The organism is Brenneria salicis ATCC 15712 = DSM 30166 (assembly GCF_003315515.1).
GTDB classification, from domain to species: domain Bacteria; phylum Pseudomonadota; class Gammaproteobacteria; order Enterobacterales; family Enterobacteriaceae; genus Brenneria; species Brenneria salicis.
Genome location: NZ_QNRY01000015.1, coordinates 1 through 17,293 on the forward strand (window position 1 = coordinate 1; position 17,293 = coordinate 17,293).

11 protein-coding genes are annotated in these 17,293 nt (G+C 51.3%); 5 read left to right on the top strand and 6 right to left on the bottom strand.

The genetic code is table 11. From position 1 onward, the window contains the following. Nucleotides 1-389 precede the first annotated feature (389 nt). Nucleotides 390-1,448, top strand: a complete 1,059-nt coding sequence (locus tag DES54_RS08480) for an EAL and HDOD domain-containing protein (protein ID WP_240634977.1) — start codon at nucleotides 390-392, stop codon at nucleotides 1,446-1,448. Between the two features lie 68 nt (nucleotides 1,449-1,516). Here DES54_RS08480 and DES54_RS08485 read toward each other — a convergent pair whose 3' ends face one another. From DES54_RS08485 to DES54_RS19260, 4 genes are all read right to left on the bottom strand, one after another. Further along, nucleotides 1,517-10,135 carry a glycoside hydrolase family 94 protein gene (locus DES54_RS08485; RefSeq protein ID WP_113866420.1) on the bottom strand — a complete coding sequence of 2,873 codons (8,619 nt, stop codon included), beginning with the start codon at nucleotides 10,133-10,135 and terminating at the stop codon, nucleotides 1,517-1,519. A gap of 277 nt (nucleotides 10,136-10,412) precedes the next feature. Then, a complete protein-coding gene (gene lpxL / locus DES54_RS08490) occupies nucleotides 10,413-11,336 on the bottom strand; it encodes an LpxL/LpxP family Kdo(2)-lipid IV(A) lauroyl/palmitoleoyl acyltransferase (RefSeq protein ID WP_113866422.1) in 924 nt (307 codons plus the stop codon). 170 nt (nucleotides 11,337-11,506) lie between these two features. Beyond that, nucleotides 11,507-11,665 (bottom strand): hypothetical protein, encoded by a 159-nt coding sequence (locus DES54_RS18575; RefSeq protein ID WP_169050448.1) that lies wholly within the window; start codon nucleotides 11,663-11,665, stop codon nucleotides 11,507-11,509. Nucleotides 11,666-11,738: 73 nt separating this feature from the next. Beyond that, on the bottom strand, nucleotides 11,739-11,900 hold the full coding sequence (locus tag DES54_RS19260) for a YnfU family zinc-binding protein (protein ID WP_369126806.1): 162 nt from the start codon (nucleotides 11,898-11,900) through the stop codon (nucleotides 11,739-11,741). 118 nt (nucleotides 11,901-12,018) lie between these two features. Between DES54_RS19260 and DES54_RS08495 the strand changes: the two genes are divergently transcribed. The 4 genes from DES54_RS08495 (at nucleotide 12,019) to cmoB (ending at nucleotide 15,291) form a co-directional block, all read left to right on the top strand. Continuing rightward, complete coding sequence (locus DES54_RS08495) at nucleotides 12,019-12,834, top strand: DUF72 domain-containing protein (RefSeq protein WP_113866424.1); 816 nt, start codon at nucleotides 12,019-12,021, stop codon at nucleotides 12,832-12,834. 165 nt (nucleotides 12,835-12,999) lie between these two features. Next, nucleotides 13,000-13,395 (top strand): MAPEG family protein, encoded by a 396-nt coding sequence (locus tag DES54_RS08500; RefSeq protein WP_113866426.1) that lies wholly within the window; start codon nucleotides 13,000-13,002, stop codon nucleotides 13,393-13,395. A 184-nt stretch (nucleotides 13,396-13,579) separates the two neighbouring features. Next, nucleotides 13,580-14,323: a carboxy-S-adenosyl-L-methionine synthase CmoA gene (gene cmoA / locus DES54_RS08505; protein ID WP_113866428.1), complete on the top strand. Its 744-nt coding sequence runs from the start codon at nucleotides 13,580-13,582 to the stop codon at nucleotides 14,321-14,323. Then, a complete protein-coding gene (gene cmoB / locus DES54_RS08510; RefSeq protein ID WP_113866430.1) occupies nucleotides 14,320-15,291 on the top strand; it encodes a tRNA 5-methoxyuridine(34)/uridine 5-oxyacetic acid(34) synthase CmoB in 972 nt (323 codons plus the stop codon). Before cmoA ends, cmoB begins: the two co-directional genes overlap by 4 nt. A gap of 226 nt (nucleotides 15,292-15,517) precedes the next feature. On the opposite strand, the gene cutC is transcribed toward cmoB, so the two are convergent. Beyond that, the gene (gene cutC / locus DES54_RS08515) at nucleotides 15,518-16,279 is read right to left on the bottom strand and encodes a copper homeostasis protein CutC (protein ID WP_113866528.1); all 762 of its coding nucleotides are present in this window, start codon (nucleotides 16,277-16,279) and stop codon (nucleotides 15,518-15,520) included. Nucleotides 16,280-16,486: 207 nt separating this feature from the next. Beyond that, entirely contained in the window at nucleotides 16,487-17,032 is a 546-nt protein-coding gene (locus tag DES54_RS08520; protein WP_113866432.1) for a VOC family protein, read from the bottom strand. Between the last annotated feature and the right edge of the window lie 261 nt (nucleotides 17,033-17,293).

Below are 17,293 nucleotides of genomic sequence, written 5' to 3' on the forward strand. Positions count from 1 at the left end.
TGAATGCTATGATCGGCATAACTCAGTCCGGTTGGTGATTTGTTTTGATTTGGCGATTGATCAGATCGCTCAAACCGGATTGAGTTCCCTTCAGTGATCTACTATTAGGCGCAGTTATTTAGAATTAGGATTTACGAATTTTCCCTGCACGATTACACAATGAAAGCTAACGCGTCATCACCAAGATTCACAGGAGTGGCTAATGTGAATATGATACATGGAGCCTGATTATGTATTCCTTTGTTGCCCGCCAACCCATATTAAACCAGCGTCTGCAAACCGTTGCCTATGAGCTTTTTTTTCGCATTGATATCACCAATAAATTCCCGGATGTCAGTGCTGAATTCGCCACCTCCCAACTGATAGCCGACCAGTTTTTAACCAGCCCGTTGACTAAACTGGTCGGCGAAAAACTTTGTTACGTCAATTTTCCCTATGAAATGTTGATAAGCGGTCAAGCGGAAGTATTGCCTCCCGATAAGGTGGTTATTGAGATCCTGGAAAATGCCACGCCCGATAATGAATTACTCCGGGCAATAAAGAAAATGAAAAAGAAAGGATTCATATTCGCACTTGATGATTTTACGATGAGCTCCGAATGGAACAAATTTCTGCCTTATGTTGACATCATCAAGTTTGATTTAAATCAATCGACATTCGATGAAATTGAAAGCTTCATCAATAAAACCAGGCACCATAACCTGACCTATCTTGCTGAAAAAGTAGAAAAACATGAGCAATACATTCAGAGCAAAAAGATAGGTATCTCATTGTTTCAAGGCTATTTTTTCAGTGTGCAGGAGGTGATGAAATCTAAAAGATTGATTAACAACTCAAATAGCACCATCAACCTGTTGAAAGAAATCAATCAGCCCGAACTGAACTATGCAAGAATTGAAGAATTAATCTGTGCTGATTTATCGCTATATTATAAATTAATGCGCTATGTCACCAACATTAAATATCATACTCGTTTCGGTATCACCGCCTCTGCCATGTCTTTTCGCGCCATTGCGATATTGCTGGGACAAAAGGAGCTTAAACGTTTTGTTTCTCTGGTGAGTATCACGAACTGCAATGCGAAAAAACCCAGCGAGCTTTATCGCATCAGTTTAATCCGCGCCCGATTGCTGGAATTATTACACCTCAAACTTGAAGATGAAGGTGATGCGACCGAAGCGTTCCTGTGTGGATTATTATCACTGTTGGATGCGGTGCTGGATTATCCAATGCCTTTATTACTCTCTGAGATAACGTTATCCGATAAGATAAATCAAGCGTTGTTGCATAATATCGGTGAGTTCGCTGTCTATCTGACCGTGGCTTATGAATATGAACAACAGGAATGGGTACACCTGAGTGGCTATCTGGGTTGCCTTGGAATCAATGAAACCGATTTTTTCCATATGATAATGCAGGCGACGCAGTGGGCGGATGAAATCCTATAATTTTAAGAGTCTATGTTGAGTGCTCGTCTACACGCACACTCAACATGAAGCTCAATCATTACCCTCTTTTACAACCTGAGTTGAAGATGGTGCTCCCCTTTCATTAATTCAATCTTAATCTGTTTTTGTTCGCCATTAAGCGGCATTTCCACCTCATCCAGCATGACCTGAATTATTCCCTGACAACGGTGATGATCATTCGTCACACTGATGAGATAGCGGCAATCCCCCAGAGTTACCCGCGCCTCAAAACCGGGCCAGTCATCAGGGATACAGGGACTCAGCACCAGCAGGTTGCCTTCACGACGGATCCCCAGTATCCCTTCAACGCCGGCGCGGTACATCCACCCAGCCGAACCGGTATACCAGGTCCAGCCGCCGCGTCCGCTATGCGGCGCGACGGAATACACATCGGCGGCAATGACATAAGGTTCAACGCGGTAGCGGGCCACCTGCTCCGCTGTCGAACCATGATTAATCGGGTTGAGCAAGGCAAACAGTTCAGCCGCCTTATTCCCGTCGCCCAATTGGGTAAAAGCGAGCACCGACCACATCGACGCATGGGTGTATTGACCACCATTTTCACGTAATCCCGGCGGATAGCCTTTGATATAACCGGGATCGTGCGCAGTGCGATCAAAAGGCGGCGTAAACAACAGCGCCAACCCGTCATCCCAACGAAGAAGATATTTTTCCAGCGATATCATGGCCGTCGCTGCCCGTTCACTATCCGCAGCCCCGGAGAGCACCGCCCAGGATTGCGCGATGGAATCAATGACGCATTCATCATTACTGCTGCTGCCCAGCCAGGTGCCGTCATCAAACGTCGCCCGACGATACCAGGCGCCATCCCATGCCGAGGCTTCAATAGCCGCCCTGACGGATTCGGCATGCTGCCGCCAGCGCGCCGCACGCACGGCATCATACTGCTCAGCCAATGGCGCAAAGCACGCTATGGTATGAATCAGCAACCAGCCAAGCCAGACGCTCTCGCCTTTTCCACCCTCACCGACACGATTCATGCCGTCGTTCCAGTCCCCTCCCCCGATAAGCGGTAAACCATGCTCCCCCGTCAATTGCAGGCATTGATCCAGACCGCGAGCGCAATGTTCAAATAGCGTGGCGGTTTGGGCGGATTGCATCGGTTGGAAGAACGCATCATGCTCTCCCGCGGCGACCGGCGGGCCTTCGAGAAAACCGACCTGTTCGTTAAGCACGTCATAATCCTGACTCACCTGCACATAGGTGGCGGTCGCGAACGCCAGCCACACCCGATCATCAGAGATGTGTGTTCTCACCCCGGCGCCGGAATGCGGCAGCCACCAATGCTGCACATCTCCCTCGGCGAATTGTCGGCCCGCGGCGCGTAATAAATGTTGCCGCGTCGCCTCAGGTTGCGAAAAGGTTAAGGCCATGCCGTCCTGAAGCTGGTCGCGAAAACCATAAGCGCCGCTTGCCTGATAAAATCCGCAACGGGCCTGAATACGACAAGTCAGGGTTTGATACAACAGCCACCCATTAAGCATGATATCCATCGCGCTATCGGGCGTTTTCACCCTGATCGCCCCCGTCACGGTTTCCCAGTGTGCTTCAACGTCGCGCAGAACCTGATCCAGATCGCACTGACGATATTTCCCAATCAGATCGCCGACCTGTTCAACCGAGGCTTCCTGACCGATAAACCAGACGACCTCGACCTGCTCTCCTGGCGCGATGCTGACCGTGGTCTGTAGCGCGCCACAGGGATCCCCTCCCGCCGCGGTATTTCCGGTTAACCGGCGATGTTTCACCAACGCCGCCGGCGCCCGCATGTGCCCGTTTCGCCCCAGAAACTCCGTTCTGTCTGCGGTGAACGATGACTGCGCGCCCGACAAATCTGCGAAACCGATCCGTCCGGGGAAACCGCCCGACCAGGGATTCCGTACCAATATGGCCCCGGTTTGCGCATCCACATGACTTAACAGATAAGGCGCGCTGGCGCTGCGCGAAGCGCCCAACACCCATTCCGCATAAGCCGTGATCGTCAGTTGCCGCGCCTGCGTTGAGGTATTGCGCAACCGCAAACGGGAGATTTTTATCGGGTCAGCCAGCGGAACATATTGCAGTAATTCGGACTCAATATCATTGGCCTGGTGAGTAAAACGGCTATAACCGAAACCATGACGCGCAACATAACATCCGCCGTCATTAACGGGCCACGCTGTCGGCGTCCATAACACGCCGCTCATATCGTCATGGATATAAAACGCCTCGCCGCCGGGATCAATCACCGCATCATTCCCCCAGGGCGTCAGTTGGTTTTCACGGCTATTTTCCGCCCAGGTGTAACCGCTTCCCTGCGCGGAAACCTGAAACCCAAACGTTGGATTGGCGATAACATTAATCCACGGCGCTGGCGTGGTATGTTGCGCATCTAGTACGGTGACATATTCCCGCCCTTGCCGATCAAATCCGCCAATACCGTTAAAAAACGCCAGTTCCTCTGGATATGGCGTCTGACCAGGCAGTCCCTTTGATGGCGCGGCGTTTTCCGATTGGATCTCGCGCGGCGCATGCGGAACCAATTCCAACTGATAGGAAATAGGGCCTCGGCGGGCAATCAGCGATACCCGTGCGATTGACAGCAACAACGCCCTTGATTCCGTCGACATTAAATCAGCGCGCAGCGCAAATACCTCGCCGCGCGTTGACGCGCCGCCCAAACGCGGCCTTGATTGACTGCTGCGGATGGCGGTTTCAATGGCTATCTGCAAATCCTGAATATAAGACGACGAACGCTCATTGACGATAACCAAATCCACATTCAGTAACTTCATACGCCAGTATTCGTGGGCTCTCAGTAACTGATGCACCTGCGCCATATCATCGATATCATCAATGCGCAGCAATACAATCGGCAGATCGCCGGAAATCGACATTGACCACAGCCCGGATTGCTTGCCCGCGCCATCCACGATAGACGCCGACGGCGCACGAAAACGCGGGTCGGTATAAATGATGGGCGCCGCCAAACGCTGAAAGTCCGCGGCTTCTTCTGATTTCACCCCCAGATGGCGCAATTGCACCTGAGCTTGCGTCCAGGCAAAGGTTTTGTCTCGCTCATAGGCGCTGCGATCGTGATGTTTATCAATCACATCAATCAGTGCCTCGCGCGATGCGGCGACCACGGTCCAAAATGCCACCCGCACTGTTTTACCGGCGGGAATGCGCACCTGCTGGCGTAGTGAAAAAATGGGATCGAGCACGGTGCCGGTGGTATTGGATAACGCCTGATGCCCGACAATGGCATCCGCCGTCATAACCGACTGCCCTTTGCCAATAAACCGGGCCCGGTCTGATTCATACTGCATTTTGCTGCCGACCGCCCCTTCCAACACGGCGAAATGGGCCGCCCAGACTGGGGGTTCACCCGGTGAACGAGGGCGTCGGGTCGCAATCAGAGCGGAGAACTCCGCCAGATATTCCGTTTGCACAAACAGGCGGGAAAACGCCGTATGCGCGATGTCGGCGCTGGGTGGGGCCAACACGATTTCCGCATAGGAAGTCAGTTCGATATCACGCCGCCGCCGTCCGCTATTCGTCAAGGTTACCCGACGAACTTCGCCATCGCTTTCTCCTGATACCAGCACATCAAGCGTGGTGGTCAGCGAACGTTCATGACGAATGTAAGACGCGTGATCTTCGCCAAAAACCACTTCATAACGATGTGCCGGTGCGCCGATGCTGCTGATCATGCCGGATGAAACCGGCAAATTGCCTGCCGACTCACTTAACTGGCGTTGCTCGCCCGCAGACCAGATTCGATTGCTGCGCATATCACGCAGCAGCACAAAACTGCCCCATGCATCCTGGGTGCTGTCCTCCCGCCAACGCGTAATCGCTAATTCGCGCCAGTGGCTATAGCCGGAACCGGTGGTGGTTAGCATCACCGCATAGCGGCCATTCGACAGCAAATGGGTGATTGGCGCGCCAGTGGGCGAGGAGGAGAAGCGGCGCAACATCGCCGTTTCATTACGCCTTTCACCGCCGCCAACTTTCACCTCTTCCACCTGCGGTTCGGCAAGCGCGACATGTACCGGCAGGCTTTCCTGCAACAAAAGCTCACATGACTGGATAACGGGTTCGCGGTGGAAGCGGCGGCGCATATTGCCGTTATGCAACGTGTTGGCGATAGCAACCAACGTCATTCCCTGATGGTGCGCCATAAAACTGTAAACGATAGCGAATTTTTCATTATCCGGCAGACGGGAAGGCGTGAAATCCAGCGCTTCATAGAAACCGTAGCGTCCTGACGCGCCCAGCGTCGCTAAACGCGCATAATTTCGACAGGCGGCCACCGGGTCAACCATCGTAGCTAAACCGGTGGCATAAGGCGCCACCACCAGATTATCCGCCAGCCCGCGTTTCAACCCCAAACCCGGCACACCAAAGTTTGAGTATTGATAGGTAAAATCAATATCTCGCGCATTATAAGCTGATTCTGAAATACCCCACGGCACGGATAACGCCCGACCATATGCCTGTTGTTGCGCGACGATCGCACGCGTGGTTTGTTCCAGCACGCTCCCCATCGGCGCGCGCATCACCAGCGACGGCATCAAATACTCAAACATCGATCCTGACCAGGACATTAGCGCGGCCCCTTTACCGGTGCGAACCGCTGAACGCCCCAGCCGAAACCAGTGGCGGGAACTGACATCGCCTTTCGCAATGGCAAACAGGCTGGCTAGCCGGGCTTCAGAGGCCAGCAGATCGTAACAACTGACATCAAGTTGGTTTTCTGACATTAAATAGCCGATCGACAACAGTTTGCGTTCCGGATCGATAAGAAAGGCAAAATCCATTTCCATCGCCATCTTCCGCGCACGCAACGCCAGTACTTGCAGCCGTTCAATCAGGGATGCGTTTTCAGCGGCGGAATATTGCCGCTCACGTTCATGCGCTACAAGCATCGTGTGGGTTGCATCAATCCAGAAAAATGGCTCCGCCACGCTCCCATCATCCGCGGGCGGCAATAACTTATCGGCCTGCCGCCGCAATTGTTCAAGTTGCAAAATTGCTTCCGGCAACAAGCGCTCCGCCGACAGATGACGATTCAGCGACATGCCGATTTTCGCCAACGGCCTGAATAGCGCGGTTTCGCCCCGCGTTTCTTTATGCGACAACAGCGATTCACGAATCAGTAGCAGGTGATCGGCCAGCGGTTCCCGCCAATTTTGTAAACGCTTTTCTTCCAGCCATAACTCGCAAGCATTTGCCAGGACAATCAAATTACCCGCCAGGTTGCCGCTATCAACCGAGGAAACATAAGCCGGATGCAGGGTTTGCAGATCCTGTGTATCATACCAATTAAAAAAATGGCCTTTAAAGCGCGGTAGTCGTTCCATCGTGGTCAATGTCGCGCTGAGCCGGTCGAGCATCTCAGTTAGACTTATCCAGCCGAAATCCCGCGCCGCCACGGTAGAGATCAAATACAGACCGATATTCGTCGGCGAAGTACGGTGCGCCACTACCGGTCGTGGTTGCTCCTGGAAGTTATCCGGCGGCAGGTGATGCTCTTGTTGCGTGACAAAGGTGGTGAAAAAACGCCAGGTACGACGGGCGATTAAGCGTAATGTTTGTTTATCCGCATCATCAATATTTTCCTGACGAGTCATCGTGCGCCCGCCGCTCACCCACAGCGCCAGCGCCGGGGCGGTCAACCACAACACGCCCAACGGCAACCATAGCGGCCAGTTCTGCGGCGACGCCAGCAATGCCCATCCCACAACCGCGCCCCCCAGCGCCACCCCACCGATCATCTGACGGTAAAACCCCGTCAATGTCAGACGCGGGCGGCTACCAGACTGGGCCGCCGTGGTCCATTCCAGCAGATGCCGCCGGGTAACCGTTAACCGCGCCAACGTGCGAACGAACGCATCAATGGCGCGCCAACTTTGATCGGCCAAAAAGGATAAGGTGAGGACAACCTGGAACAACGCCAGTTTGAGGTCGCTGAGCAAATGACGAAAAGGTTGGCTCTGACTAAGCGGTTGTTGTCGGGTCAAGCCGCGCAGCCCACGTGACGCGGCATCCCACACGGCGGGCAGACAGGCGGGAAACGCCAGTATCAGCAGTACGATCACCATGCCTTTCCATGCCGCGCTTAGCGGCAACGCGGCACAACATATCAGCATCAATAACAGCGTGGGCGCGAACAACGCACGCCGCAAATTGTCGATCATTTTCCAGCGGCCAACCGCGGGTAAACGTACTTTTTCACCTGACGCCGTGCGCACCAGCCCCAAAATCCAGGGCAGAAGTTGCCAGTCGCCGCGCGTCCAGCGATGTTGCCGTTTTACGATGACGTCATAGCGCGAAGGAAAGGTTTCCACCAGTTCAACATCGGAAGCCAGCCCCGCGCGCGCATAAACGCCTTCAAACAGGTCGTGACTGAGCAGTCTGTTTTCAGGAATACGCCCTTGAAGCGCACGCTCGAACGCGTCAACATCATAGATGCCTTTTCCGGTATAGGAACCTTCGCCGAACAAATCCTGATAAACATCGGACACGGCGGCTTCGTAAGGGTTGATGCCCCCCGGTGCGGAGAAAATACGCTGATAGAGCGACGTTTCATGTCCCGCCGGCAGAGAAGGGGTAATCCGGGGTTGCAGAATGGCGTAACCGGCCACTATATTCTCACCAACGCTATCCCAGCGAGGCTGGTTAAGCGGGTGAGCCATTTTACCCACCAACTTCAGGGCGGTATCGCGCGGTAAACGGGTATCGGCATCCAGCGTAATCACGTAGCGAACATCGGCAGGCACCTGGATGGGATGATCATTTATCGGCGTAAAACTGGTATCCGTCGCGCCGCGTAACAACCGGTTAAGCTCATGCAGTTTTCCCCGTTTACGCTCCCACCCCATCCATACTTTTTCACTGGGATTGAACAATCTTCTGCGGTGCAACAACAGAAATCGCTCACTGGCAGGTCCTGCCCCATAACGCTCATTAAGTTGTTGTAGCGCCAGCAATGCCTGCGTTAACAGGTGTTGATCGCCGGCCAGGATTTCCGTTTCGGCATCCACGCCGTCGGTCAACAGGGCAAAGGTCATATCCCCTTCTCCACTGGAGAGATAATGCACCTCCAATTGTTCCACCTGTTGCAGCATGTCCTGTTCGCTGGTCAACAGGGTTGGCACCACCACCAGCGTCCGGCAATGCCTCGGCACGCCATGCAACAACGCCAGCCCAGGCAGAGGCGCTGCGCCAAATAGCCAGGTGATAAGCCGGTTGACCCACGCCGTGGCGACTTCAGAAAAGGGAATGATGCTGATAACACCAATCAATAACAGCCAACCGTTCGAAACGGAGGATGCGGACAGAATGATCCCGGCGCCTGCCAGCAGGAGTGCGGTAAAAAATCCGATCATCGCGATGTAGCCTGCCATTCCAACACGCAGGGTAAATCGATTAAATCGCAGTAAAAACGCGGGACGAAAACCAATCGCGGCTTCAAGTTGCGGCCGACCTTCCGCGATCAGATAGTAGCCGGGCTCACGCTTACGTTCGCCCGGATCATCAGATAACGGGGAAACCGGCACTTGCTGCGCCAACAGCAACGCTTGTTCCGTAATATCAAGCTCAGTGCATGGCGCTTGCCGGGCGAGTTGCTCAATCGCGCTACGATATAAATTACGGGTGGAAAAATCCATCGCCGCAAACTCGCTGCCAGCGCGTAAACGCGCATCCACCAGGCTGACACTTTCAAAAAATGTCGCCCAGTCGATATCAGAAATCAATCGCATGCTGGTAATAATATTGCGCACCGTGACGTTAGAGACGCCCAGACGCTGTTGCGCATGTTGCACCACGTCTTCCATTGAGCTTCCCTGCTGTTTAAGCCGCTGTTCAAGCCAGCCCAACGCGGGTGTGGTTCTGGGATCATGATCGCGTAATCGCTTACTCAGTTGAGCGGCAAACGTCTCAGACAACGGCGCATCGTTATAAGACGCAAGGATATCGGAAGCAAGGGGATAGCTCGCCGCATCAGCGCGTATATCGCCCGTGCGCAACAGGTTATTCGCCAACCGCTCGGCCTTGGCGCGCTCCTTTCTACCCACGGTCATTTGATCGGCCAGACGTCGCAGATTTTCTATCAATACGATACGCAGAGTGATGGCGACCGCCCAGAGTTCACCTATCGTCAAAGGCTGAACTTCCTGATAGGCCATAATGAAGCGGCGTAAGGCTTCAGGATCGACATGGCTGTCAGTATGGGCGATGAACGCCCACACCAGGCCAAATACCCGCGGATAACCGGTAAAAGGCCCCTGCGACAATTTAGGCAATTGTCGGTAATAACGTGGAGGCAAATCTTCACGAATTTCACGAATTTGCGCCGCAACCAGATGATAGTTATCCAATAACCACTCGGCAGCAGGTACAACGTTACCGCCTTCCTCCAATTCGTGGGCGCTGGCGCGGTAAGCGGCCAGCAACACTTTCGCATTGTTATTTAAGCGATGGTGTAACGAGGTAACATGCGGAGGAGATAACGTGACGGGCTGGGCAGCGGCCAGAGTGCGACCATGCTGCTCCAGGCGCTCCATGCCAAACAGATCACCTCTGACAGGTCGAATATCATTCCAGGGTGACGCTTCATCTTGACGTAAGAAGGGAAATGCGCGGAAAAATATTTTCATAATCGCCTTTCAGCCTCAACGTAGAAATACGCAAGGCCACTTTGAAGGTAACGTCCAAAAGCTGGCAAACCTTATTGGCGCAGGATTGTCGGCACTTGATACAGGAAATACGTGTTCAATTTGCTCAGGCCGTGAAAAAACGACAACCGAGATCAGCGTGGCAGAAAATGAGTATAGTTGATAAATGTCAGGCCATTAAACATTGGCTCGAAACAGAAACAGGCAACAAAACCGGAGAAATCGGAACGCACAATAAACAGTATTGAAAAATAATGAATTAGGTATACAGCGGGGGATCACCTTGAGGCCGGGTTTTAAAACGCCGATGTAACCAAAGATATTGCTCTGGCGCGCGCATAATTTCATCTTCAATCGTTTTATTCAGATAATCCGCCGCCGACAGGCTGTCATCATAGGGATAATTTTCCAATACAGAAGAAATGATCAATTGATAGCCCTGTACGCCGGGTTTGCGGATCACCACCGCTGTCACTAATTCAGGTCTGGCATGCTTAACGATAATAAATGTCCCATTACTGGTGGCGGCACGATCCACCCCCAAAAAGGGGACAAATACGCTGCCCTTTATCCCCGGATCCTGATCGGGAGCAAACCACACCACCCCGCCATTTTTTAATGCATGAACCATCAAGACCAATTTTTTTCGGTCAACCAGGATATTTCCCGATCTTGAACGTCCCCATTTTTGCACCAGTTCCATGACTTTATTGTTATGAGGCCGATACATAACGATCATCGGTTTACAATGACCCAAAATACGAAAATGTAATTCCAGCGTCATGAAATGCATACCAATAACGATAACGCCGTTGCGTTTATTTTCTGCTGCGTGCAGATGCGCCAACCCCACGATATCAAACCACTTCTTGATGCGTCGATCGGACCAGAACCATGCCATACCCGTCTCCAGCAATGCGATGCCCAGAGAGGAAAAATTATCGGTTAATTTAATTTCGAGTTGCCGGGGAGTGATATCAGGAAAGCAAAGGGTTAGATTGCGTCGGGCAATCGCCGCGCGGCGCGTTAAAAAACGCATCGATTGGCGTCCCAGCCAACCGCCAAATCTGACCAGTGCGGGATAAGGTAATTGAACCAACAGAAACAACAATTCCAGACCAAACCATAATAACCAGTAGCGGGGATGAGCATAGTTAAAAAATACTTTGCAGCGGTTAATCATCATGCTTATCTCTAATTATCAGTCTGTTATCTACCGCGTGATATTTTAATGAAATAAAATTACTTCCGAATGACATTTACAATTTACGCCCGGTAATTTTTTTAATGGAAAGAAAAATCCTTTTTATTCATGTGTACATTTGTTCCGGGCAGGATGAAATAAAAATATTTTCATTCGCGTAATTTTTCGTATTCTTCCGCCAGCAATTCATAAACTTTGCTAAATCGCTGCTGAATAATCAACGGTTGCCCTTCCCTTGCCGCCAGTACGCCGGAAAGAATCACACAAGTCTGTGTAAACAAAAATACTTTCAGTTCTTCTTCTGTCATAGGAATATTCCTGTGTTGGAGGGGATTAAGCCTGTACGGTGACCGATGGAAAATGAATCAGGAGCGATATTTTTTATTTATCTCTCGGCAGGAAATACAAACCACATTTAGGACAAATAATCGTGATGTTTTCACGCAGTCGGTTTCTGTTTTGCTCAGTGACATGAGCGCATATGGGACAAGCTATTTTAACTGATCCGTTACTGAACATCCGAAGGACATTCAAAATATACATTTTTTTACCTTATGACTGTATGGATATTCAGTATACACCTTAATTTCACCAATAGCTCCTGATACATTCTTGGTATATAAAACGAGTCATGCAATTTTAGCGAAGAAGATCGAGGATTATGTTATTTGTCGGTTTACCGCAGTGGCAGCATGCGGCCTGGAGCCGTTTAGGACTGTACGATCTGGCTGATTACGCCCGCTATTTTAACTGTGTGGAAGGCAATACCACATTCTATGCCCTGCCTTCCCGCGAAGTGGTGTTGCGTTGGCGTGATATGACGCACGATGATTTTCGCTTCTGCTTTAAATTTCCCTCCAGCATCAGCCATCAGGCGGCGTTACAGCATTGTGATAACGACGTGCTGAGTTTCTATCAGTCTCTGGAACCTTTGGCCGAGCGCATCGGACAACTGTGGATCCAACTGCCTGCCGGGTTCAGCCCGCCGCAACTGCCTGTACTGTGGCAGTTTCTCGATAACTTGCCGCAGAACTTCTGCTACGCGGTGGAGGTCAGGCATCCGCTGTTTTTCGCCAAAGGCGATGAGGAGCGCCGCCTGAATCAGGGTTTGCAACAGCGCGGCGTCAATCGCGTCATTCTTGATAGCCGCCCGGTCCACCATGCGGCGCCTGACAGCCTTGCCATGCGTGAGGCCCAGCGCAAAAAGCCCCGTCTGCCGGTACATGCCGTGTTAACCGCGGTGCAACCGATCATTCGCTTTATTGGCAGTGAGAATGCCCAGGAGAATCGGCATTGGTTCCAATCGTGGCTGAATAAGCTACCGCAGTGGCAATCCGCACAACCATTTTTATTTATTCATACCCCCGATATCGGCAACGCGCCCCGACTGGCCCAGCAACTCTGGCCCTTGTTGGCTGACGTCCTGCCTGCCGTCCCCCCGATACCTGGCTGGCCCCAGCAGGCTTCGCTGTTTTAAACATGTCGTTTTCGCCTGTCGCCTCCGTAGCCGGCCATGCTATTTATCTATGGTCGGATACGTGTCATATAATTCAGATAAAAATAATTGGCTTGGCAGGCGACAGTTCTCTCAGGGAAAGCTATTATTCGGCAAACCGTTTTCGGTTAGGTTATGGAGTGAAAAATGGTAAGCGCGATCTACGTAGTGCTTGGCGCATTGTTGTTGGTAAAGCTGTCTCTTGATGTCGTAAAACTCAGAATGCAGTACCGCGTAGCCTATGGTGATGGCGGTTTTTATGAACTTCAAACGGCCATTCGCGTGCATGGTAATGCCGTGGAATACATTCCCATTGGCGCTATCTTGTTGGTTCTGATGGAAATGAATGGCGCGATGGTGGCGATGGTTCATGTCTGCGGGCTATTGCTGATTGTCGGGCGTTTATTTCACTATCACGGCTTGCGTCATCGTGAATTCCGCTGGCGGCGGGCGGGCATGATGGCCACCTATGTGTCGCTGGTATTGATGACGTTGATCAATCTCTATTATTTACCCTGGGAACTGATTTTTACCTTGTACTAATCCGCGACTCACCAGTAAATCACTCAGCGCTACGGATGAAACCGCCCTCCCTCATCCGTTTTGTGCGGGCCATTTGCCTCGCACCGTCATGACCTTTCGCATTGCCGGGACAACAGCGCATGCTTTATTGTCTCATTCTGCTAGAATACCGCTCTTCGATTATTTGCTCAGTCCTATTTCCGTCATGCCAAACCGCGATATGCTTTTTTCCGCCCCTATTGCCAATCTGGGCGACTGGACCTTCGATGAACGGGTCGCCGAGGTGTTTCCCGACATGATTCAGCGTTCTGTTCCCGGCTATTCCAACATTATCTCCATGATTGGCATGCTTGCCGAACGCTTTGTTCAGCCTGAAAGTCAGGTTTACGATCTGGGTTGCGCTTTGGGTGCGGCCACGCTGTCGATGAGACGAAACATTCGCGTGCCGGGATGCAAAATTATCGCGGTCGATAACTCGCCGGCGATGATCAGGCGTTGCCGCAACCACATTGACGCTTTCCGTTCCGCTACGCCGGTGGACATCATTGAGTCCGATATTCTGGATATCGACATAGAAAACGCCTCGATGGTAGTGCTGAACTTTACACTCCAGTTTCTGGAAAACGCCAACCGGCAATTGCTGTTGAACCGCATCTATCAGGGGCTCAATCCCGGCGGCGTGTTGGTGCTGTCGGAAAAATTCAGTTTTTCCGATGCCGAAATCGGCGAGTTGCTGTTCAACATGCATCTTGATTTCAAACGGGCAAACGGTTACAGCGAATTAGAAATCAGTCAGAAACGCAGCATGCTGGAAAATGTGATGCTGACAGATTCAGTGGAAACCCATAAAGAACGTTTAAAACTGGCCGGTTTCGAGCATCGTGAAGTCTGGTTCCAATGCTTTAATTTCGGTTCTTTATTGGCCGTTAAAACAGGGAAGTCAGCATGATCGATTTCGGCAATTTTTATCAGCAAATCGCCAAAGGACCGTTAAGTCACTGGCTGAATACGATGCCGCCGCAATTGAGCCGCTGGCAGCAAGAGTCGCTGCATGGGAAATTCAAGCTGTGGTTTAACACACTTGAGCATCTTCCCGCATTAACACCAACTTCGCTGGATCTGACGCACAGCGTCACCGCCCGCATGGAACCCGATATTTCCACCGGGCAGCGTGAAGGCATCGAAATGCTGTTACGTAATCTGATGCCCTGGCGCAAAGGCCCGTTTTCTCTTTATGGCGTAGATATCAACACCGAATGGCGCTCTGACTGGAAATGGACGCGCGTGTTGCCACACATCAGTCCGTTAAAAGATCGTCTAATCCTTGATGTCGGTTGCGGCAGCGGTTATCACCTGTGGCGCATGGTGGGAGAAGGCGCACGCATGGCGATCGGCATCGATCCCATGCAGTTATTTTTGTGTCAGTTTGAAGCGGTTCGCAAGCTGCTTGGCGAGGATCAACGCGCTCACGTATTGCCGCTTGGCATTGAGCAATTACCTGAACTGGCCGCATTTGATACCGTGCTCTCGATGGGCGTGCTCTATCACCGCCGTTCACCGCTCGACCATCTGTGGCAGTTGAAAAATCAACTGACATCGGGCGGTGAATTAGTACTGGAAACGCTGGTGGTTGAAGGTGATGAGCATCAGGTGCTGGTGCCCGGAGAACGTTATGCGCAGATGCGCAACGTCTATTTCATTCCTTCCGCTGCGGCCCTGACTAACTGGCTGGAAAAATGCGGCTTCACCGATGTGCGGGTGGTGGATGTCTGTGCCACCACCACGCAGGAACAGCGCTGCACTGATTGGATGATCACCGAATCACTGGCGGATTTTCTTGATCCCAACGATCAAACCAAGACGGTGGAAGGCTACCCGGCCCCGCTGCGCGCAGTATTGGTTGCCCGTAAACCTTAGTTATCGCGCAGGCAATAAACGTCTCAGCGTCGCTATTCTCAGGAACCTTGGTGAAATTTTGCCGTCTTTATGCTGAGGCGGGTGGAGAAAAGAAAAAAAGCCCCGGCAACACGCCGGGGCCTGGTACTCGCAAGCACACCGAATGGCATGCTGCGCGGCAAGGGATAAATGAGTGATCACGAGACAGACATTGTCAGTCTCGCTGACGCTAACTTACAGACAAACATCACGAAACGGATGAGGTTTCACGATCCGGGCTCAACGCCCGCTTCATGGCGGCTACCACGTCAGCATCCACGCTATACCGACTGAACTCATCCATATCGGTATTATCTCCACACATGGAAACGCCGATTTTTCGGTAGCGCATCGCGGATGTCGTCCACTGTCCGGCTGAACTGTGCAACTCCTGAATGCCGCTTTGCTGGAACTTTTGCAGGTTGGTGAGACGAACACCGGAACCAGCCATAATGATTGGACCACGACTAGCCTGAGTTAGTTCACGTAATAACAGCAATCCATTTTCCGCCGTCTGCTGCTGCCCCGACGTCAGGATGCGGGATACGCCCAAATCCGTTAGTTGCTCTAAAGCCAGATGCGGGTTGAGACACATATCGAAAGCACGATGAAATGTCACCGACATACCTTGCGCCAGCGACATGATTTGCTTCATTCGGGGCAAATCAATGTGACCTTCGGGGTCCAGCATCCCCACCACCAGCCCCGGAAATCCCATCGCCTTGATTTGTTCCACCTCATATTTGATCGTTGCAAATTCTGTTTCGCTATAACAGAAATCACCGCCGCGGGGCCGCACAATCGGATGAACGGGAATCGTTACCTGGTCACGGGCAAGACGCAACATGCCGTATCCGGGCGTTAATCCGCCCTCTCGTTGTCCCGCGCAAAGCTCAATACGATCCGCGCCAGATTGCGCCGCCGTTATCGCGCACTCGACGCTGTAACAACATACCTCCAGTTTTGTCATAGCCACCTCCATTTCAAACCAATGAACATCAAATATATTTCCTTAAAGGGAATAGATAACTATGACATTCAGGTTAGTTTCATGAGTAGACAAATGTCACAACGAATGTGATGCCCGGCAAAATAAATATGACATAAACCACAATTTCGTTAATGTATCCGCTTCAGTTCGTTATGATCTAAACGACCTGCAACCATTCTTTATTGCCTATTCGCCATTTTCGCTGCCGACAATATCGCGAATATCATGAGGATGAAATTTGATGGTGACTTTTCCCCTGCTAACCGCCAACGTTGGATTGGGAAGCCACTCATTCTCACCTTGCGGCGAACTGAATTTAAGCTTTATCCCTGGCGCGCGTAATGCTTCATCAGATAAACAAGCCAACGCCCGTTGATGCAATGTTGTTGCATCGCCCGGTAATACCAGCTCTATATGCTCCCACCCTTCATGGGAGTAATATTGCTTACCCGGCCAGGGTAATTCAATACAATCAATTTCCCAAGGGCCGATTTTGATGACCGCGTCTAATATGAAAAGACAGATAACGCGGCCATTAATCATCTTCTCGGATAGCAGTGTGCCGTTACCCGACAGTTCGGTTTTCCAGCGTTCCGCCGTGCTATGCTGATGACAGCGCAGAGAGAGGTGATCGGCATGAAATGACGTTAAATCAAGTTGAAGATCCTCCGCCAATGCCATGAGCTCCTGTTCAAAACGCGCCAAGTCCTGGGTTAATGTTTCAGACAGCATACAAAAAACTCCTAACTGATTTTTAACGATTTCTTATATAAATCCATACATTAATCACATCCAGATTCATAAAGTTCTTTGATGTAATCAGTAAATGATTTTTATCTTAAATCTATTTAATTAAAAAAATAAAACGTTAAATACAACAGGATAAAAAGTCCAACAGAATGATTAATAACCGAAAAAATTTATCTACCTTGGATAATTGAGATAACTCTTATCATTTTTTCTGGGAGTTATCTTAAATAAAAAGCGCCCCAT